Origin of the sequence: Nannocystis sp. RBIL2 (assembly GCF_026626745.1) — a bacterium.
Lineage (GTDB): Bacteria > Myxococcota_A > Polyangia > Nannocystales > Nannocystaceae > Nannocystis.
Genome location: NZ_JAPNJW010000001.1, coordinates 3,207,928 through 3,228,944, shown reverse-complemented (window position 1 = coordinate 3,228,944; position 21,017 = coordinate 3,207,928). Strand labels below are relative to the sequence as shown.

The 21,017-nt window shown below is 68.0% G+C and carries 14 protein-coding genes; 11 read left to right on the top strand and 3 right to left on the bottom strand.

Going from position 1 to position 21,017, the window contains the following annotated elements:
- Positions 1 to 204: 204 nt before the first annotated feature.
- From OV090_RS12590 to OV090_RS12575, 4 genes are read left to right on the top strand one after another with little or no spacing between them, the layout of a single operon-like run.
- On the top strand, positions 205 to 1,827 hold the full coding sequence (locus OV090_RS12590) for a class I SAM-dependent DNA methyltransferase (RefSeq protein WP_267703849.1): 1,623 nt from the start codon (positions 205 to 207) through the stop codon (positions 1,825 to 1,827).
- Positions 1,817 to 3,097 (top strand): restriction endonuclease subunit S, encoded by a 1,281-nt coding sequence (locus OV090_RS12585; protein ID WP_267703848.1) that lies wholly within the window; start codon positions 1,817 to 1,819, stop codon positions 3,095 to 3,097. Before OV090_RS12590 ends, OV090_RS12585 begins: the two co-directional genes overlap by 11 nt.
- Positions 3,094 to 6,153: a type I restriction endonuclease subunit R gene (locus OV090_RS12580; protein ID WP_267703847.1), complete on the top strand. Its 3,060-nt coding sequence runs from the start codon at positions 3,094 to 3,096 to the stop codon at positions 6,151 to 6,153. The genes OV090_RS12585 and OV090_RS12580 overlap by 4 nt, the downstream gene beginning before the upstream one ends.
- Entirely contained in the window at positions 6,150 to 7,208 is a 1,059-nt protein-coding gene (locus OV090_RS12575) for an SIR2 family protein (protein WP_267703846.1), read from the top strand. The genes OV090_RS12580 and OV090_RS12575 overlap by 4 nt, the downstream gene beginning before the upstream one ends.
- 93 nt (positions 7,209 to 7,301) lie before the next feature.
- Here the strand turns inward: OV090_RS12575 and OV090_RS12570 are convergent, their stop codons facing one another.
- Genes OV090_RS12570 through OV090_RS12560 form a run of 3 tightly spaced genes read right to left on the bottom strand, consistent with a single transcriptional unit; the run spans position 7,302 to position 10,911 of the window.
- A complete protein-coding gene (locus OV090_RS12570; RefSeq protein WP_267703845.1) occupies positions 7,302 to 8,612 on the bottom strand; it encodes a DNA-processing protein DprA in 1,311 nt (436 codons plus the stop codon).
- Entirely contained in the window at positions 8,609 to 10,594 is a 1,986-nt protein-coding gene (locus tag OV090_RS12565; RefSeq protein WP_267703844.1) for a RecQ family ATP-dependent DNA helicase, read from the bottom strand. The genes OV090_RS12570 and OV090_RS12565 overlap by 4 nt, the downstream gene beginning before the upstream one ends.
- Before the next feature lie 41 nt (positions 10,595 to 10,635).
- Positions 10,636 to 10,911, bottom strand: coding sequence for a hypothetical protein (locus OV090_RS12560; RefSeq protein WP_267703843.1), 276 nt, complete (start codon positions 10,909 to 10,911; stop codon positions 10,636 to 10,638).
- 616 nt (positions 10,912 to 11,527) lie between these two features.
- Here OV090_RS12560 and OV090_RS12555 point away from each other — a divergent pair.
- The 7 genes from OV090_RS12555 to OV090_RS12525 all read left to right on the top strand — a co-directional run bounded on the left by OV090_RS12555 (position 11,528) and on the right by OV090_RS12525 (position 21,006).
- On the top strand, positions 11,528 to 13,066 hold the full coding sequence (locus tag OV090_RS12555; RefSeq protein WP_267703842.1) for a sigma 54-interacting transcriptional regulator: 1,539 nt from the start codon (positions 11,528 to 11,530) through the stop codon (positions 13,064 to 13,066).
- Positions 13,067 to 13,308: 242 nt separating this feature from the next.
- Positions 13,309 to 13,515: a hypothetical protein gene (locus OV090_RS12550; protein ID WP_267703841.1), complete on the top strand. Its 207-nt coding sequence runs from the start codon at positions 13,309 to 13,311 to the stop codon at positions 13,513 to 13,515.
- Positions 13,516 to 13,607: 92 nt separating this feature from the next.
- Positions 13,608 to 14,258 (top strand): VWA domain-containing protein, encoded by a 651-nt coding sequence (locus OV090_RS12545; RefSeq protein WP_346660389.1) that lies wholly within the window; start codon positions 13,608 to 13,610, stop codon positions 14,256 to 14,258.
- Complete coding sequence (locus OV090_RS12540) at positions 14,258 to 14,965, top strand: protein phosphatase 2C domain-containing protein (protein ID WP_346660362.1); 708 nt, start codon at positions 14,258 to 14,260, stop codon at positions 14,963 to 14,965. The genes OV090_RS12545 and OV090_RS12540 overlap by 1 nt, the downstream gene beginning before the upstream one ends.
- Entirely contained in the window at positions 14,938 to 16,266 is a 1,329-nt protein-coding gene (locus OV090_RS12535; RefSeq protein WP_267703839.1) for a hypothetical protein, read from the top strand. The genes OV090_RS12540 and OV090_RS12535 overlap by 28 nt, the downstream gene beginning before the upstream one ends.
- Complete coding sequence (locus OV090_RS12530) at positions 16,263 to 19,568, top strand: AAA domain-containing protein (protein WP_267703838.1); 3,306 nt, start codon at positions 16,263 to 16,265, stop codon at positions 19,566 to 19,568. Before OV090_RS12535 ends, OV090_RS12530 begins: the two co-directional genes overlap by 4 nt.
- On the top strand, positions 19,552 to 21,006 hold the full coding sequence (locus OV090_RS12525; protein WP_267703837.1) for a hypothetical protein: 1,455 nt from the start codon (positions 19,552 to 19,554) through the stop codon (positions 21,004 to 21,006). Before OV090_RS12530 ends, OV090_RS12525 begins: the two co-directional genes overlap by 17 nt.
- The last annotated feature ends 11 nt before the right edge of the window (positions 21,007 to 21,017 follow it).

Here is a 21,017-nt window from a genome sequence, read left to right as displayed (position 1 = left end):
GCCCCTCCAGGCTCGGCCCGTCCAAGTACCTCAGTGCCATGCACGGCGCCCCTTCCTCGGTCTCCCCGCTAAACGTGATCCAGGCAACACCCGCCTCGTGGCCGGGGCGTGCTCGGAAATCCCCGATCGAGTGATCGTGGCCTCTCAGGTTCGAACTTGCTCAAGAGCGCCAAATAACGATGTGCCCGCTTTGGAGGTTTTTTGATGCCCGCTGCGACCACCCCTACTGCCAGCATCGGATTTGAGGCCCAACTGTGGGAGGCCGCCGATCTGCTCCGCAACAACGTCGATCCGGCGGAGTACAAGCACGTCGTTTTGGGGCTCCTCTTCCTGAAGTACATCTCGGACGCCTTCGACGCCCGCGCCACGGATCTGGCCATCGCGGTAAAGAAGCCCGGCAGCGACTACTATGTTAAAGGCGAGGCGGCCCAGCGGAAGGAACTGGCCACGCTCCTGGAGGATTCCGACGAGTTTACGTCGGTGGGCGCCTTCTGGGCACCCCCCGAGGCGCGCTGGGCCGAGCTACGCGCCGCTGCACGCAAGCCAGAGATCGGCAAGCGCCTTGACGACGCGATGGACGCGATCGAACGCGCCAACCCCCGCCTGCGTGGCGCCCTCCCGAAAATCTACGCCCGCCCCATGCTGGACAAAGCCGTCCTGGGCAAGCTGGTGGACGTGGTCTCGGGCATCGGGATGGTGGAGAAGGACGAACACGGGCGGAGCAAGGACATCCTGGGCCGGGTTTACGAGTATTTCCTGTCCCGCTTCGCTAGTGCCGAGGGCAAGGGCGGAGGCGAGTTCTACACGCCCGAGAGCGTGGTCAAGCTGCTGGTCGCGCTGATCGAGCCCTTCGGCGGGCGCGTGTATGACCCCTGCTGCGGCTCGGGCGGCATGTTCGTGCAGTCGGTGAAGTTCATCGAGGAGCACGGCGGCCAGCGCCGGCAGGCCAGCATCTTCGGCCAGGAGTCGAATCCTACCACCTGGCGCTTGGCGCGTATGAACCTAGCCATCCGGGGCATCGAGGCCAACCTGGGTCAGAGCCACGCCGATACCTTCCGTGAGGACCTGTTCAGGGACGAGCGCTTCGACTTCATCCTGGCGAACCCGCCCTTCAACGTAAGCCAATGGCACGGTGAGGAGTTGCGCAGCGATGTGCGCTGGAAGGCGCCGATGATCGCTCCTCCGGTGGGCAACGCCAACTACGCCTGGATCCTGCACATGGTCCACCACCTGACGCCAAACGGGGTTGCGGCGTTCATCCTGGCCAACGGCAGCATGTCGTCCATGCAGTCCGGCGAGGGCCAGATCCGGCAGAAGTTGGTCGAGATGGAACTGGTGGACTGCATGGTGGCGCTGCCGCCCCAGCTCTTCTACTCGACCCAGATCCCGGTCTGTCTGTGGGTAATGGCCCGGAACCGAAACAACGGGCGGAGCTGGGACAAGAAGCTGCTGCGGGACCGACGCGGTGAGGTGCTGTTCATCGACGCGCGCAAGCTCGGCACGATGGACACCCGAGTGCATCGGCTTCTGGAGGGTGGGGACATCCAGCGGATCGCTAAGACCTACCACGCCTGGCGGACGGTGAGCGGAGCGTACCAGGACGTACCTGGGTTCTGCAAGAGTGCAAAGCGGGAGGAGATCGCTAAACACGAGTTTGTGCTGACGCCGGGGAGGTACGTGGGGGTGGAGGAGGTTGAAGATCGAAGTGCCGTGTCCGGTGACGAGTTCGACAGCCTCTTGGCCTTACTCGAAACCCAAATCGAGCAAGAGCAGCGATTGAACAAGGTAATGCTTGTAGCACTGAGGAGCCTCAGTCATGGTCGCTGATTGGAAGACGACCACAATCGGCAACCTCATCGACTCCGCCGGGGGCGAGCTTCAGACAGGTCCATTCGGCTCACAACTGCATGCGTACGACTACACCGAAGACGGCGCAGTTCGAGTGGTGCCCACGAGTGCAATCGGGCGCCGGCGGATAGATGGGAACGGCGTGCCGAGAATCTCATCTGCGAAGGCAGCCGAATTAGAGCGCCATCGCCTCAAGACGGGTGACATTCTGTTCGCCCGGCGTGGTGTGCAGGCTGCTGGTCTCTCGGCGCTTGTCACACCTGAACAGGAAGGATGGCTATGTGGGACAGGAGCCATCAGACTGCGCATCCCCGGCGGCGTGGTAGATCATTCCTTCCTCTCGTTCGCGCTATCGACAGAGACCGCCTACGAGTGGATTCAACAGCACGCCATCGGGGCAACCATGCCAAATCTCAATGAGAGTGTGGTGCGGTGGATTCCGATCCGCTTGCCACCCCTCAATGAGCAGCGTCGAATTGCTGCCGTTCTCGGCTCGGTTGACGACAGGATCGAGCTAAACCGTCAGAAAATCCGCACCCTGGAGGAGATGGCGCAGGTCCTGTTCAAGTCCTGGTTTGTCAACTTCGATGATCTTGTTGAGATTGATGATACCCCCATCGGCGCCATTCCGGTGGGCTGGCGTGTGGCGGGGATTGGACACGTTGCCGAGATTGTGCGCGACATCGTCGATCCAGCAGGACTCGCCCCGGACACTCCATACATTGGCCTGGAACACATGCCGCGGCGTAGCGCGGCGCTGGAGACATGGGGGCGAGCGTCGGAGGCAGGGTCCGCTAAGTCAAAATTTCGCAGGGGGGATATTCTCTTCGGCAAGCTGCGACCATATTTCCACAAGGTTGCACCTGCTTTTATGGATGGTGTGTCGTCGACAGACATTTTGGTTATCCGGCCGCACCATCCTGACTGGCGGTGGTTCGCCTTTGGTCATCTCTTCTCGGATGCGATGGTGGCTCACGCCTCCGCCGCAGCAGATGGCACTAAGATGCCACGCGCTAACTGGAAGGATCTCTGCCATCACCTGGTTGCAATACCGCCCCGCTCGCGAGCTGCGGAGTACAATGCCATTGTGGAGCCGATATACGATAAGATCGCCTTGAACGTACAGCAGTCCCGCGCCCTCACTGCCCTCCGCGATCTCCTCCTCCCGAAGCTCATCTCCGGCCAACTCCGCGTCCCCGAGTCCCTCGATCAGGCCCTCGAAGCCCTCTCCGCCGAGGTCACCCCATGAGGCGCATCAACGAGGACGCCGTCGAGCAGCAGGCCATCCGCTGGCTCCGTGCGCTCGGCTACGACCACCGCCACGGGCCGGACATCGCGTCGGACGGCAAGTCTCCCGAGCGCGCCGGCTACGATCAGGTCATCCTCGCCGACCGCCTGCACACCGCCCTCGCCACCCTGAACCCTCACCTCTCCGAGGACGAGCGCGAAGCCGTCGCGCGACAGTTCCTCTCCCCGCTCTCACCTTCGCTGGTCGAGAACAACCTGTCCTGGCGCCGGGCGCTCACCTGGGGCGTGGAGATCGAGGTCCGCCGGGGCGACCAGATCGTAGGCGAGCGCGCCCTGCTCGCGGATCTCGACAGTCCCGACAACAACGATTGGCTGGTAGTCAACCAGCTCACCGTCAAGCAGGGCGGTCCCAAGCGCCGGCCCGACCTGGTGGTCTTCGTCAACGGCCTGCCCTTTGCAGTGATCGAGCTGAAGAACCCGCTCGACGAAGCCGCGACACTCGAGAAGGCGTGGCAGCAGCTCCAGACTTACAAGGCCGACATCCCCGTCCTTTTCGAGACCAATGACCTCCTGATAGCTAGCGACGGCTACACGGCACGGCTGGGCAGCCTGACCTCCGACTGGTCGCGCTTCGGCCCATGGCGGCGGGTCGATGGTCCCGAAGACGTCGAGGCTGAACTGGAGCTGGAGGTGCTGCTGCACGGGCTCTTCGATCGGGGGCGCCTGCTCCGCTACCTGCGGAGCTACTGCGTCTGGGAGCAGGGCCAGAATCCGGTCAAGAAGATCGCGGCCTACCACCAGTTCTACGGGGTCGAGCACGCCGTCGAGCGCGCCGTGGCCGCGCATGAGGGCCGGGATCGCCGCGCGGGCGTGATATGGCACACCCAGGGCTCCGGCAAGAGCCTCAGCATGGTCTTCTTCGCGGGCCGGATGCTCCAACACAAGGCGATGCGTAACCCCACGCTGGTGGTGCTCACCGACCGCAACGACCTGGATGGCCAGCTCTATCAGCAGTTCGTCGCTGCGAAGGACCTGCTGCGGGAGACCCCGGAGCAGGCGCAGTCGCGCGAGCACCTGCGCACGCTACTCGACCGGCCGAGCGGCGGCGTTATCTTTTCGACGCTTCAGAAACTCGGCACCCGCAAAGGCGAGCGCATGCCCGTGCTCTGCGGGCGCGACAATGTGGTTATCATCGCAGACGAGGCCCACCGCTCGCACTACGACACCGTGGACGGTCTGGCGCGCAACCTGGACGAGGCCCTGCCGAACGCCGTGCGCATCGGCTTCACTGGCACGCCCATCGAACGAGAGGACCGCTCCACACCGGAGGTCTTTGGCGACTACATCGACACCTATACGGTTCGGCAGAGCGTGGCCGACCGCGCCACGGTGCCCATCTACTACGAGTCTCGGCTGGCCCGCCTCGACCTTCCCGAAAAAGAGCGACCCCGGGTAGACGCGGACTTCCAAGAGGTGACCGAGGACGAGGAACAGGACACTACGCTGACGCTGAGCGCGACATGGGCCAGCCTAGAGAAGGTAGTCGGGCTCAAGAAGCGACTCAAGCTCATCGCCGAGGATCTGGTCAAACACTGGGAGGCGCGCCAGGAGACGCTGGACGGCAAGGCGATGATCGTCTGCATGTCCCGGCGGATCTGCGTGGACCTGTACCGCGAGCTGGTGCGCGTGCGGCCGGACTGGCACGGCGCCGACGACGAGCACGGACGGATCAAGGTGGTGATGACGGGATCGGCGACGGACCCCGCCGACTACCAGCCGCACCTGCGCAACCGGGCGGCGATGGAGCGCCTCGCCGAGCGCTTCAAAGACCCGAATGACCCGCTCCAGCTCGTCATCGTGCGGGACATGTGGCTAACGGGCTTTGACGTGCCCTGCGCGAACACGCTCTACCTGGACAAGCCCATGCAGGGCCACACCCTGATGCAGGCCATCGCGCGGGTGAATCGCGTCTGGCGAGGCAAGCCGGGCGGGCTCATCGTGGACTACCTGGGCGTGGCCGAGGCGCTGCGCGAGGCCGTCCGAACCTACACCCAGGGCCGCGAGGATCGTCCCAGCGTGCCAATCCAGGAAGCGCTCGAGGCGCTGCAGGGCTGCTACGAGAAGGTCTCCGACCTGTACCACGATTTCAACTGGAGCGGGTACTTCTCGTCGGACCTGGCCGTCCAGCTCAAGACTGTCCGCGCCGCCGCCGACCACGCCCTGGCCCAGGGCGACGATGGGCGCAAGCGCTTCCTGGACAACATGGCGGCGCTTAACAAGGCCGTCGCCCTGGCCCTGCACCTGGAGGAGGCCCGCCGCTACCGCGACGGCGTGGCCTTCTTCCAAGCAGTTGAGGCCACGATCCGTAAGGTCGGCACCCCCAGGAAACAGAGCCCCGAGGCGCTGGACGCCGCCATCCGCCAGATCGTCTCCCGCGCCGTCGTGAGCGACCGGGTGATCGACGTGTTCGAGGCCGCGGGCCTGGACAAGCCCGAGATCACCATTCTGAGCGAGCCCTTCCTGGAGGAGCTTCAGCAGACCCCTTACAAGAACCTTCAGATCGAGCTGCTGCGCCGCCTGCTCTCGGAGAACATTACCGCGCTGGAGCGCACCAACGTCGTCGCCGCGCGCAAGTTCTCCGAGAGCTTGACCGAGACCATCCAAAAGTACCGCAACCGCGCCCTAGAGTCCGCCGAGGTCATCTTGGAATTGATCGATCTAGCGCGCGCCGTGCGTGACAACCCCAAGCGCGGCGCCGGCCTCGGGCTGACGGACGATGAACTGGCGTTTTACGATGCGCTTGCCGACCATGGCGACGTGCGATCGGTTATGGGCGACGCAGTGCTTGGCACAGTAGCCCGGGATCTGGTGAGAGCTATTCGCTCCAGTGTGACCCTGGACTGGACCCAGAAGGAGAGCGTGCGCGCGGAGATGCGCTCACGGGTGAAGCGCCTTTTGCGTCGGCACGGATATCCACCAGACAAGGCGGAGAAGGCGCTGGAGACCGTAATCAAGCAGGCCGAGGCGCGTTGCGCGGAGTGGGGGGAGCAGGAATGAATTCCAGCGACCGGACCGAATACCTCAAACGGCCTGCGTACAACCGGTGGTTGGACGGCCGTGGACCGGTCATCGAGATCGAGGATGGTACCTACACCCGAAGCGAAGTGTTGTTCGCAGTTGATCGGGACGGATATCATGCAAAGTATGCGGAATATGAGGACAAGCGCCTCGGCGACCTTCGGGATTCCGGGAATGCATGTCTGGACTGGCGCAAGAGCCAACGCCAACGCTTCGAGCGCCTGGTGGATGCGGCTCGACGAGGAGCGGTCGTGCCCTTCGTGGGCGCTGGCCTGACCATCCCCTGTGGCATGAAGGGATGGCAATCATTCCTGTACCACCTCGCCGACGAGTCTCTCACCGACCGCGCCATCATCGAGAGTCACATCCTGGCTGGCGAATACGAAGAGGCTGCCGAACTGCTTTGCAACAATATGGGTGAGCGATGGTTCTCCGAGCAGATCGTGACGGAGTTCGGCCGAGTTGTCGAGTCGAAGGGCGCTGTGTGCCTGCTTCCTCGGCTCACGAAGACCTGCCTGATTACCACCAACTTTGATCATGTCATCGAGTCTGTGTTTAGCGACCATAAGCCCTCCCTTGAGCGAGCTATCGGTTCAAACGCGGAGGAGTTTCACAGAGCGCTGGTCCAGAATAGGCCCTATCTGCTCAAGGTGCATGGCGACGTGGAGCGGGCGCAGGACAGGGTACTCTCTTTCACGCACTACAAGGCCGCCTACGGTGACGGAGCGATAGACTTCGCCCGCCCGTTGCCCAAAGCTCTGAAGCGGGCCTTTACTTCGAAGGTACTACTGTTCCTGGGATGTAGCCTGGGGCCGGATCGGACCATGCGTTTCTTCCGCACTCTCATAGCGACCGACGATCCTCCCGACCAGCACTACGCCATCTTAGAGGCGCCAGTTGCAGACTCAGATCGTGTGTCCCGCGAGAAGACGCTTGCGGAGCATGGAATTGTACCAATCTGGTATCCGAACGGCGAGCATCACCACGTTGAAGCTCTGGTACAGGTACTGGTCGATCGTATGGAGGCACAATAGCGCCGGACGTCACGGAGTTTCAGGGGACAGTGCCGCGGGGTCGTGTTGGACACGTTGCCGTCGTCGCACGGCTCGTCCAGTTCACCGAGCTCCTCAGGTGCTGGCGAAGAGCGGGCCGTGTTCCTCAGACCTGGCCCTGGTCGAGCGGGAGTAACAGTATCGCCGCCCGAGCTTGAACCGCTGGACCTGCTCGGATTTCAGGAGCGCCTCCAGGTGGCGCCGAAGCTTGCCCTCGGTCATCGCGGTGGCCTTGGTGAGTTCGTCGAGGCTGCAAGGGCCGGGAGCCAACGCGGCGAGGATCAGGGCACGTGGCGATTGGATACCGTGATCGGGCACCTGCTCCGCGCGCTCCGCGTCGCCTTCCTGGTGCTGCGGCGAGGTTTGGTCTGGCGCGGGCTCGGCCGGACTCGGCAGCTCGAGCGAGCGCTGCTCGGGTGATGCGTCCGGTGGGCGCACCGGCGGCGTCACATCAGGAATAGCCGACACATCCCTCACCGAGGGATCGCGGAGGGCCTCAGGCAGCACCACGACGCCAGCTTCCCAGGGGATGCCGTCGACACCCGACAGGGCTGCGAGCACGGCGTTCTTACCGCCTTCCCCCTCGCCCCGACGCACGAAGACAGACAGCCCGAGCTTGAGATGCACCTCGACCTGATGCGTCGTGCCTCCGTCGGCGACGCAGTCGGCGACGATGAGCGCGCGGCTCATGCCGGCGATCGTGCGGTTGCGGGCCATCGCTGCGCCGGCTTGCCACGGCTGCTTCGGTGCAAACTCGCTGATCACGACGAACTTGCCGCTTGCGAGACGACGATCGCGCGCCCACCTGCTGGCGAGCAACCCCTCCGGCGCGATACCGATCACGACCCCGTTCGCCTCGAGCGCCCCCTCGAGCGCCTCGCTGTCGACACCCCGCGCGAGGCCCGAGACGACAGGGAATCCCCGTCCTGCAAGCGCACCAGCAGCGGCCCTGGCAAAGGCGAGGCCACGCGTTCCGGCGTCGCGGCTGCCACTGACGGCCACCCCTGGCGCCGCCAGAAGAGTCATCTCGCCGGCGACGAGCAGGACCGTGGGAGCGGCACCGGGGGTCAGGCGCTGAGCGAGTTGCGCGGGGTACTGCGGGTCAGTGATCGGTAGCAGGCGGACGCGGCGACGCTCGAGCTCCGCCGCAGTGAATGCCTGTGCTGCGACCAGGCCCTCTGCGGCCCGCAAGCGCTCGAGCGTGCGGGTGTAGGGCTGGAGCGTCGGCGGCAACTCCGCCGGATCGAGTCGGAGAAGGTCGAGGAGACCCAGCCTTTCACGCCGATGGGCCGTCAGCACCAGGCCGTTGATCTCGCGGCGCGAGCCCCGCTCGGGGCCGAACGCGAGATGCAGCCAGTAGGCGGCTTCCTGCGGGTGAAGGCTCATGGATCGTCGGGGCTCACGGTCCGGGCGAAGGTCAGCGGAAAGACCTTCGAGGGGAGCGCCTTGGCGGCGGCGAGGATAGATTGCCCGGTATCGAAGACATCGTCGACCAGGAGCACTCGCCGCGCCGAGGGCACCTGGGGCCAGGCGAAGGCGCCTTCAACGTTTTCCCGCTTGCGCGGGCGCGAGCGCAACGCCTTCTGGGGAGAAGTCTTCCTCACTTTTTGCAGAAGGATCGTCCGACACCCGAGTTTTTGGCCCAGCCACCGCGCGCAATCCCCGACCACGTGGTCGGGACTCTCCGTCGGCGGCATGTACGCCACGGCGTCGAACGCGACCTCCTTGTAGCAGGGGTGCGAGCGGACGACGGACAGCGCTGACTGGCGAACGTCCTGGGGCATCGGAGACTTCGCCCGCTTCGCCCTAGCGACCGAGACTCCAAGGCCGAAGTTGTAGTAGGCGAGCGCGACACCCTTCTGGAGGTTGCCTGGCTTGCCGGCGAACTTGAGCGGCGGATGGAGGCAAGCCAGTGCCGCGCGGACGAGTTCAGTGTCGGGCCGCCCGAGCTCGCAAGGCCGACACCGATCGCAGCGACCACAACCAATCGGCGGTCGCTCGTCGCCCATCGCGCTTGCCAAGGCGCGCGCCCGACAGGTGTCGAGCTGCGGGTATGCCTCGCACTCCGCGAAGAGTTGGCGACGATGCTCCTGGGCGTCGGGGTCCGGCACATCCTCTGGGCGTTCGACGCCCCATGCCCACTGATACTGCCACGGGTTCCCGGTAAACCGCTCGACGCAACCTGCGTCGAGAAGGTCGTCGAGGATCCGACGCACGTGGCTCTCCGGGAGATCGAGCTTCTCGACGATTTGCGTGCGTGTGAAAGTCTCGTCGTCCTCGCCGGCGGCGAGAATAGCCTCGACGTCCTTGTACTCTTCGATAGGTGGACACCCCGAGATGATGTGCGCCCGCTGGGCAGCCTGGTCTTCCGGACAGACGATGGCAAGTGCCTCCGCGGATTCGCCGTCGCGGCCGACGCGACCGACCTGCTGAACATACTCGAGCAGGCTCGTCGGCAACCCGAGGTGGACTACCCATCGGAGATCGCGTCGATCGAGGCCCATCCCCAGCGCCGAGGTGGCGCAGAGGACCTGGATCTCGCCGGCGCTCCACCGCGCGAGACGCTCGGTGCGTTCCTCTGCATCCATTGAACCGAAGTACGTCTCCGCCGTGATCCCGGCATGCCTGAGGCAGTGGGCGGCGATCTCCGTGCTCTTCCGCGTGAGCACGTAGACGATGCCGGGCCGGCCAGGCCTCGCCGCGGCCACGGCGACCATGCGGGCGAGTTGCTCGGTCGAGTCGGCCGCCGTTACGACCTGAAAACCGATCTCGGGTCGGTAGGACGGGATCCGGATGGCCAGCACGTCTCGGCCATCGGGCGCGATCTGCTCGCGGATGTCGTCGACGACCGCGGCAGGTGCTGTGGCCGTGGTCGCCAGTACCGGCGTGCGTAAGCCGAGGCTCTGGATCGCCCGAACGAGGCGACGGTACCACGGCCGGAAGTCGTGTCCCCACTGGCTGATACAGTGGGCCTCGTCGACGACGACGCCCTTAATCTCGATATCCTGGACATGCTCGAGCCACGAGTCGGTACCGAGCCGCTCAGGGGCGACAAACAGCAGGTCGAGCATTCCCACCTTGGCCGCCGCGAAGGTGTCGTCGCGCTCGGGCCCCGGGATATCGCTGTGGATGGTCGCCGCGCGCAACTTGGACTGTCTTGCCCGCTCGACCTGCTCGTTCATCAGTGCCTTCAGCGGTGAGAACACGAGGACGACTCCCTGACGCCTTGTGTCTGCGGCGAGGGCTTGGTAGCACAGCGACTTGCCGTGCCCGGTTGGTGCCACGTAGAGCACACGCCGGCCGTTGAGGAGGGCGCGAATAACGTCCTCCTGGCCCCCGTGCAGGCGCTCGAGACTGAAGCGCTGCAAGATCCATGTGTGCAAATCCGAGCGGAGGACCCGGCGCGTCGTCACGCCGCGAACATAACCGAGCACAGCGACAGCTCCAAGCGGCCCAGAGCGACGTGCCCCAGCATCGAGACAGGCGCCTCCGGGCAACTGCGGCTCAGACGACTGCGGCGGCGAAGGACGCGGGGCTCGCGGAATGCCGCGACATCGGCGACTTCCCTAGGCAGCGCGCGCAGCAGCGGACCCAGAGCGCACTCGACGGCGTCGGCGAGCGCTCGTTCCAGCTTGTCGAGGATGCGCCGCCGCCGTTCGGTGACGAAGATCTTGTCCGGAAACAATGTCTCGCTGCTGGCGCCTCGGGGCCGTTCGGTGCAGCCGAATCAGAGATCGTGACAGCCGGTAACTTTTTCGCCCCGCGCTCGACAAGGAGGCGCGCGGCGCCGGGCTATCGGGGGGGGGCCGTCTCCCAGCGCGATCTGGACGCCGGAGCGACGCGCCGCCCACGCTTGGCTGTTCGGGCTCCCAGCCGCACGCGCGCTTTTGGTTCGACTCCCCCCGCGGCTCCGCGAAGCCGCGCTCTGCGACGTCTGCTCTGCGCCAGCCTTGAGCGGAAGCGAACGCAGCGGCGAGTCATGGACGGCCCCAACGGCGAGCCGCCGCGGCGCCGGGAGCTCAGCCGCCAGGACCCGAAATCGCTGGGGACAGCGGCCGTACGCCCGGTGCTTGAATTCTCGGTCTCGGTCCAAGTATTTTGATGCATATGCGGTTGCTGCTCCACCGAGCCTGCGAAGAGACGAATGGCAGGAAGCATGGACGGTCTCACCGTTTCTCCGCCTGAATGCGATGAAACCTCCGGTTCTTTTGACCTGGCTTGCCACCCGAGGCGACCCCTTCGAGCGGATGCACAGCGGAGGGGCTTACCGCGAGACATCGAACGGGCGGATCCCCGGGCCGATGCTCACGCTGCTCACCGACCCCGAGTCGATTTACGTCGACCGGATCCACGACGTCGTGGTCCTCCGCCAGGGTGGTGCGGAAGCTGCGGCGCACGAGCGGGTGTACGAGGAGCTGGTCGCCGCATTGGCGGAGCGGGCCCCGTCGCTCCGGCTTCATCCGCACGTCTGGGAGCACGACGACCCGACCGATCACGCTGCGATCTTCGAGTACCTTCGGGCTCTCCTGCCGCGGATTCGGCGGCAATTTCAGGAGCGTGAGCTCGTCATCCATCTCTCGCCGGGGACTGCCGCGATGCACACCGTCTGGGCGTTGATGGCCGCGACCGGCTTCATCGAGCCGCCGTTCACCGCTGTCCAGTCGTTCCGGGCCGGCGAGCGGCGGGGGCGGCCGGCAGTCGTGCCGTTGGGGCTCGAGGTCGGCACCTTCTTCCGCCGCTGGCAGGCGACCCGTCCTGTCGCCACGGAAGAAGGGGAACGGGCCGTCTGGGATCCCCGGCAATTCCGGTCCACCCGACTGCGCGATCTATACGACGAGGCTCGGCGCGTCGCCCGGTTGAAGGTGCCGGTGTTGCTGCTCGGCGAACGCGGCACCGGCAAGACGACTCTGGCGTCGTGGATCCGCCTGCGCAGCCCGTTCCGCAAAGAGAAGCAGGACCAGGCGTGGCCGGCGGTGCCCTGCGGTCAGTACACCTCCGAGACGATGCGGGCAGAGCTGTTCGGTTACGTCAAGGGGGCGTTCACCGGGGCGAACCGGGAGCACGAGGGCCTGCTCGCGCGGGCGAACGGTGACACTCTGTTCCTCGACGAGATCGGCGACATCTCGCGGGAGCTCCAGCGCCTCCTGATCAAGGTGCTCGAGGAGGGCAGCTATCAGCCCCTCGGCAGCACCGACGTCCTGCGCACCGACCTGCGCCTCTTGACCGCGACGAATCTCCCTCGCGACGCTCTGCGCAAGCAGCTCGACCCCGATTTCCTCGACCGCATCCGCAGCTTCACCCTCACGGTGCCGCCGCTCCGGGAGATCCAGGACGAGCTCGTTTGGCTGTGGCCCGTCGTGCTCGAGGCGGCCGCGCGGCGCTCCGGTGCACCGACGAGATACGCCCGGCTCGCCGAGCCCCAACACGCGCAGATCGTCCGCGCATTGCGGGCCGACCCGCTCCCGGGCAACGTGCGCGACCTGTTCCGCGTCGCCTATCGCTTCCTCGCCGCCCGCGCCGACGACGACGCGCCGCTCCCCATCAAGGACGCCGTCGACTACGCCCTCCAGGCGCTCGACGGCGGGGCGCCGGACCTCGCGGAGGCCAGCTCGCGCAACCTCGCCCGCGCCTTCGCCGATCGCGTCGCCCTCGCGCCCGACCTGCTCGAGGATGGCCCGCTCGATCCCGAGCGACTGATCGCCGACTTCAAGCGATGGTTCGCGCAGCAGGTCCCCGGGCTTTCGGAACGGACCGGGCGGCCCGAGTCGGAGCTGACCCGGATGAACGAACGGACCCTCCGCAACTGGCGGCGGAAAGAAGATGCCGGGGTCCCGGAATGAGTGTGCCGGAAAGGACCGGGCGGCCCGTTGCGTGAAACAGGCCGGTCCGGGATAGCTTCCGTATTTCAACTGCTTACGCGCTGGGTGAGCCGTTCGGCACGGCGTGTGGACTATGCGGCATGGCCCCACCGCGATGGTGGGGCAGCGAGGTCCCCATGCACGCACAGTTCAGGCTCACACATCACGCCGTCGAGCGGTCCCGCCTCCGACGCATCCCTGCGAAAGCGATCCACGCCGCGCTCGTGTTCGGCAAGCATCGCGCGATCCGCGGGGCGGACGTGTACACGATCGGCTGGCGCGACGTCCGGCTACAGGCGCGGTACGGCATCGACCTCTCCCGCTGGGAGGGTATCGAGGTCGTCTGCGCGCATGATGGCCAGGTCCTCACGGTCTACCGCAACAAGAACCCGCGGGCGCTCCGCGATCGCCTGGCTCGTCACGCAGCTTGAGGGAGCGCCGCATGGGTTTCGCATCGTACCGCGAAGACATCATCAGTCGCTTCGGTAGCGACACATACCCCCGTGTCAAGGAAACCCGACCCATGAGCCGTCTCAAGGATTTCACCGTCCCGAGTGCCCGCCCGCTCCCCGTCATCGTGCTCGCCGACATCTCCGGCAGCATGGGCGTGGACGGCAAGATCCAGGCCCTCAACCACGCCGTACGCGAGATGCTCGAGGCGTTTCAGGAGGAGGCCGATCTGAGGGCCGAGATCCACGTATCCGTCATTACCTTCGGCGGGCAAGCGCGGACGCACCTGCCGCTGGGTCCGGCGCGGAACGCCCAATGGAGCGACCTCGGTGCGGCCGGGGGCACACCGATGGGGGCCGCCTTCGAGCTCGCCCGTCAGGCGGTCGAGGATCGCAACGTCGTTTCGAGCCGGTCGTACCGCCCGACCGTCGTACTCGTGTCCGACGGGCAGCCCACGGACGCCTGGCAACCGCCGCTCGCGGCGTTCCTCGCCAGCGAGCGCGGCGGCAAGGCCTTCCGCATGGCGCTGGCGATCGGGTCCGACGCCGATCACGAGGTGCTCAAGGCGTTCCTCGCCGACCCAGCGGGGCGGGTGTACCGCGCCGACGAGGCCAAGCAGATCCGGACGTTCTTCCAGCTCGTGACGATGAGCGTGTCGAGTCGGTCGCGGAGCGCGAACCCCAACAGCGCCCCGGCGCTCGCGGATGACGGCTGGGACCTCTGATGATGCGTGTGGTCGCCAGCTCGGTCCGCGGTCCGGCGCACCGAGGGGAGGGGCTACCGTGCCAGGACGCCTGGATGGCCGTACCTGGGCCGCGCGCCGCGCTCGCCGTCGTGTGCGACGGCATGGGCAGTCGCCCGCACGCCAGGCAGGGCTCACGCGCCGCCACCCAGGCGGCCCGCGACGCCTGGCGCATGTGGAGCCGATCCGCGACGGGTAGCGTCGAAGATCTGATCCGACTGCTCGAGGTCTGCTGGCGGCTCCGCCTGCGTGTCCCCGCGGAGCAAGCCGCGACGACCTGTCTGCTCTACGCAGAGGACGGTCACGGGCGCGCCGCGCTCGCGCAGCTCGGCGACGGGCTGATCGTCCGGCGCAGCGCGACCGGCACCGTGACCGTGCATCCCTCGCGCGCCGAGGGCCTCGGCCGCACCCAGGCGCTCGGTACGCCGCACACGCTCGCCGATTGGTCGCTGGGCCTCACGGCGCCCCTCGGAGTCGGCGAGGCCATCGCGCTCGCCACCGACGGCGTATCGGACGACCTCGACTTCACGCGCCTCGGAGCGCTGATCGCCTGGGTGATCGACGAGCTCGGTCCCCATCCTCACGCCGGCCGACTGCTGCGTACGGAGCTGCATCGCTGGCCCGTCCCCCATCACCGCGACGACAAGACCCTCCTCGTTCTATGGAATACCCCCACCTCCAAGAAGTGATCGACGAGACCGGCGCCGTCCATGCGCTCGAGCGCAAGCTCGGCGCCGGCGGTCAGGGCGTGGTCTGGCTGGTCAAGGGCGGCCGGCGCGTGGTCAAGTTGCTCGACCGCGGCGCTCCCGAGGCCCTCCGGCGGCAGTTCCTGTTCGTGCGCAGGCTCGACCTCGCGGGCCTCCACGTCGCCCGGCCGTTCGCCGTCCTGAAGCCGCCCCACGTCGGCTACGTCGCCGAGTTCCTCGGCGACATGACCCCGCTGGCCGCCCTGCTCAAGCACCCCGCGACCGACCTGTTGCGCTGGCACATCGAGACCGGCGGTCTGCGCCGCCGCCTGCGGCTCCTCGCGCACGCAGGCGAGGCGCTCCTCGGCCTGCACGGGCGAGGCGTCATCTACGGCGACGCCTCGCACTGTAACGTCTTCGTCTCCGCGCCCGTGACCGCCCACGAGGCCTGGCTGATCGACCTCGACAACCTCGCGCACGAGTCCGACCCGCGACGCGCGCTCTACACCCCGGGGTATGGTGCGCCGGAGGTCGTCGCCGGCACTGCGGGTTGCACCACGCTCTCGGACGCCTGGGCCTTCGCGGTCCTGGTCTGGCAGACCCTCACGCTCACGCACCCCTTCATCGGCGACCTCGTCCACGACGGCGAGCCCGAGCTCGAGGAGCGGGCCTTCGCCGGCGAGCTCCCGTGGGTCGGACATTCCACCGATCCGCAGAATGTCTGCAGCCGCGGCTTGCCATCCCAGCAAGTCATGGGAGCTCGCCTCGTCGAACTCGCCGCTCGCACGTTCGAGCCGGGCCTCCACGATCGGAAGAAGCGCCCCGGCGTGTCGGACTGGGTGGAGCGCCTGCACGCTGCCGCCGACCAGACCGTCCTGTGCCCCGGATGCGCAGGGACGTACTTCGTCACCGAGCCGGCCTGCCCGTGGTGCGACGAGCCGCGCCCCGCAGTCATCCCTGTGCGGCTCACCCGCTGGCAGCCGGACAGGGGCCTGGTCTCGGGCGCCGTGAAGCTCGGCCAGTTCCCGCTGACGACCGAACCCCTGAGGCTCACCCGGCGCGACACCCTGGGGCACACGGGGACGGCCGCGCGCGAGTTCCACATCGAGCTCGCGCCCGTCGAGCGCGGTATCTCCGTACGCGCTCGACCTGGTTGCGACGCCTGGATCGCCCCGGTCGCGCGGCCCCATGAGCGTCACTCGCTCGCCGAACGCCCCCGGATCGTTCCACCGAGCGGTTGGATGGTCTTCTTCGAGGACCCCGCGCAACCGCAGCGCGTGGCCCTGCTCGGGAGGAACCCATGAAAATCGCCGAGGTCACCGGCGGCCTCGCGGCCACCCTGCGGGTCCGCTCCACCAGCGGTCCGTTTCAACCCGTCCCACCGCGCGAAGAGGAGGTCCAGCTGACCCGCTCGGCCGATCAGACGCTGCTCTCGTTCGGCGGCGCCGTCTGGGCGGTCGCGGGGGTCACGCCCGCCGACGACTCCGAGCTGACCACGAGCGTCGGCAGCGGCCTGCCCATGGTCGCCTTCGTCGTGCAGGCGACGGCCGATGTCCTCATTCTCGAGACCCGCCGCTTCACGCAGGAGCTCCGGGTCACCGAGCCGCTCGAGCTCGGCGTCGACGAGAAGGTGCTCGACGACATCCGCCTCGTCCACCGGTTCGGCGGCACCGTCGCCGACGTCGGCGTCTGGCTCGAGGATCGCCTCCTGATCCCGCCGGTCGCCCGCGAGCCGACGCAGCTGCGGCGGCTGGTCATCGCCAACGACGCCCGCGGCCGGCTCGAGGCCTTCAGGATCTACGGTCATCGGATCGCCGCCGATGTCCGCCGCGTCGACGACAAGCTGCGGATCGAGCGGGTCGTCCGCGGCGGCCGCAACGACCATCAACGCCTCACCCTGCTGTCTGCGCCCGTCTCCGTCGTCGATGCCACCCTCGCCGCGGAGCTTCACGGCAACGTGCGCACCACCCTGTCGCAGGCCGTCACCAGCGGCGACAGCTATCTGCAGATCTGGCAGACGTACCACAAGATCGAACAGGACACCGTCCAGCGACGCGCTCGAACCTTCGGCGTGCTCGAGTACACCGCCTGTGCGCTCCGCCGCGAGGACGGCGGCTGGCGGTTCACCCTCGCGTCCATCGAGGACCTCGCCAGCCGCCTCGCGCTGCTCGGCGAGTCCGAACGCTTCGAGCTCGAGGCCGGCGACACCCCGCCCGTCTTCGACGGTGATCGCGGCCCTGCCGGCGCCCCGCGCAAGTCTCGTCCGAAGTCCCCCAATCTCACCGCGGCGGTCGTGCACATCGACGAACAGAAGCGGTTCATCGATCTCGCTGCGCCCGACGACGACGACGAGCAGCCGAGGCCGCCGAAGTCCGGCTATCTCTACCTGGCGACCGGCGGCGACGAGGCGCGCCTCGAGCGTCGCAGGCGCGCCGAGGAGGCGCTCCGCACCGGCAACTGCCCGCTCCCGCAGCTCGGCCTGCTGATGGAAGGCCAGCCGGCACCGGCCGCGCGGATGCCGAGGCGCGAAGCGATGAGCCCGGCCGTGCGCGAGGTCTTCGGCGCCGCCCGTCCGACCCAGCGCCAGATCGAGGCGATCGAGCGCGCGCTGAACACCCCCGACATCTGCCTGATCCAGGGGCCGCCGGGCACGGGCAAGACCCAGGTGATCTCCGCGATCGAGCGTCGCCTCGCCGAGCTCGCCGACGACGGCGTCGAACCTTCGCAGCGGATCCTCGTCACCGCGGCCCAGCACGACGCGGTCGAGAACGTCGTCCAGCGCAGCGAGGTCTTCGGGCTCCCGGCGATGAAGGTCGGTCGGCGACGCCGCGGCTCCGACGCCGCCGTCGATCCGGCCCAGGTCTTCGCCGACGAACGACTCAACGCCCTGCGCGCCCGCGTCGGCGCGCCGCCCATGGCCGAGCGTCTCGCCGTGGCCCGCCGCCTCGCCGTCGCCTGCATTCGTACCCGCTCGCTCCCCGCCGAGCAGGCCGGGTGGATCCGCGATTTGGTCCGCCACCTCGACGACCTCGTCCCGCATGACCTTCGGGACAGGGCGCTGGAGCGCGCCGCTGCGCTGGAGCACCCCACCGGCGCCAGCGACCCCGAGGCGCTCGACTTGATGATCCAGGCGGCACGGGCGATCCGCGTCGACGACGGCCCGTTCTCCGACGACGGACCCCTCCAGGCTCGCAAGGCGCTCCGCCGGCTCGACGCGCTCCTGACCGCGCCCGAGCTCGCCTTCCTCGAGCGCTGCGCCGCCGTCGAGCCAGAGCAGGTCCCCTCCTGGCTCGCCGAGGGGCGCGTCCACCGGGACGCCTTGATCGATCGGTTGAGCCGCCCCTCGCCCGCCGCCGGGCCGCACCTCGACGAAGACACGCGGGGCCTCCTGCTCGGCATCCTCGACGCCGTCGATCGCCGCCTCGCGGCCACCCGCGCCGGTGACGGGGCCGCGATCGCCAGCTACCTCCACGACCTCGAGACCGACCCCGACGGCGTGCGCGAGGCCCTCCAGCACTACACCGTCGTCCTCGCCGCGACGCTCCAGCAGTCGGCGGGCAAGGAGATGCGTCGCGTCCGCGGCATCGACGGCGGCCAGACCACCTTCGAGTCCGTGATCGTCGACGAGGCCGCGCGGGCCAACCCGCTCGACCTCTTCATCCCGCTCAGCATGGCCAGGCGCCGCGTCGTGCTGGTCGGCGACCACCGCCAGCTCCCGCACATCCTCGAGCCGGACGTCGAGCGCCAGTTGGCCGAGGGCGTCGATCATGGCACCGTCGCCGCGCAGACCCTGCAGGCCGTTCAGGCCAGCCTGTTCGAGCGCCTGTGGGTCATGCTGCGGGCCCTCGAACAGCGCGACGGCATCCGTCGCACCGTGACCCTCGACGCCCAGTACCGCATGCACCCCGAGCTCGGCCGGTTCGTCAGCCGCGAGTTCTACGAGGTCCACGGCGACGGCGAGATCGAGAGCCCGCGCCGCGCCGCCGAGTTCGCGCACGACCTTCCGGGTTACGTGAAGGCGGGAGAGCCGTGCGCCGCCGCCTGGCTCGACGTTCCGGGCGACAGCGTCCGCGCGCGTGAACGCAGCGGCCGCAGCAAGTCGCGCCCCGCCGAGGCCGACGCCATCGCGCGCGAGGTCCACCGCCTCATCGACCACGACCCGACCCTGACCTTCGGCGTGATCGCCTTCTACGCCGCCCAGGTCGACGCGATCGGTGAGGCGATGATCGCGGTCGGCCTGACGGAGCGCGCCAACAACGAGCGCGGATGGCGGGTCGCCGAACGATGGGCGCTCACCTACAACGCCGCCGGAAAACCCGTCGAGCGCCTCCGGATCGGCACTGTCGACGCCTTTCAGGGCAAGGAGTTCGACGTCGTGTTCCTCTCCGTCACCCGGTCGAACGACCTCCCGGCCGACACCGACGAGCAGCAGCGCCGCAAGTACGGCCACCTGATGCTCGAGAACCGCCTCTGCGTCGCCATGAGCCGGCAACAGCGCCTGCTGGTCGCTGTCGGCGACCTCGCCTTCGTCAAGGCCGCCGCCCCCCTGCGGGCCCTGCAGGCATTCATCGAGCTCTGCGGAGGGTCGCATGGCACCGTTCGATAAGACCACCCCGATCCTCCGCTTCCGCCGCGGCAAGGTCCCGGGCGCCGTATGGATCCTCTGGCCCGTCTTCGTCTGGCGCGTCGTCGCCCCGGTGCCGCGCGAGCAACGGCTCAACCTCTTCCAGCGCGCCGTGCTGGCGCTTGCGCGCGCCGGCGTGGTCCACGTCGTCGACCTCGCCGAGCGCCTGATGATCGCCCCCGACCTCGCCGGCCTCGTCGTCCAGGAACTGCGCGGCATGGGGCTGCTCGATCACATCGCTCGTCCGACTCGTCGCGGGTTGCAGACGCTCGACGACATCGAGCTCGATCCGCCGGAGGACGCGACCTTCGGCCACGTCCTCTGCGATCCCTTCACCGGCAAGCCGTGGCCGCGCTTCGTCACCGGCGACCTCCCGCTCGCCGACGTCGAGCCCGACGAGGACGGCTGGCCGGTGCTCCTCGGCGGCAGCGCCGGCGACCCGTGGAAGGATCGCACCTTCAGCGTCACTCCCGGCCCGAGCGACCCCCAGCGCTTCGCCCGACCGGACGCCAGCGACGTGCTCCGCGTCGCGCGGCGCCACCGACGGCACCGCGACCTCGGCGACGCCGACCCGCGTGACGTCCCGCGGCTGCAACGCGTCTCGTTCGTCGACGAACGGCCCCAGTCGTACTGGCTCGCCGTGTGCGTGCGCCGCCACGAGTCCGGCGATTGGATGGTCGAAGACCCATTCGGCGGCGGTGAGTCGCTGGGGCTGCGCGCGCAGCTCGAGGTCCACCTCGACCGTCACAAGGAGCTGCGCCGACGGATCACGGGGCTCGTCCGCGACGACGCGGGTCCGCCGTCGCTGATCCAGCTGCACACGCAAGCGACGCTGGAGGTCGAGGATCGGCTGACCATGTCGATCCGCCAGCACGAGCCCGTGCGCGAGCGCCTCGTGGCGATGCAGCGCGCGTGGCTCGAGGCGTCGCAGGACGGCGCCCCCGCCGACAAGTGGGACGACGTGCTGGTGAAGGCCCAGCGAGCCGCCGAACGGGCGCTGCGGACCGTGCACGAGCCACGGCGCGGCCTCACCCCGCCGCTCCACGCGGAGCTCGCCGAGTCCGACAAGGCGCTCAACCAGCAGCTCCTCGACGCGATCGCCGGCGAGCTCGGCTTCTCGACGCCGCTCCCGGCGACCCTCGCGTCGGTGCGCCGCGGCAAGGTGCAACACGCCGAGAGCAGCAGCAGCGGCAGCCTGCGCCCGCTCGTCGTCCTCGCGCTGCTCGGCGCCGACCGGGACCCCGCCCATCCCCTGCGTCGCGCCGCCCGCCAGCACACCGACTTGCTCGCGCGCCTCGACACGCTCGCACAGGCCCGCGACCGCGCCGCGCACGACAGCGACCGACAGCCGGGCAGGGCGGTCGAGCGCCACTGCGAGACCGCGTTCCTCGTCGTCGAGGCGCTCCTCCTCCACCGCTGAATCCGAGACGT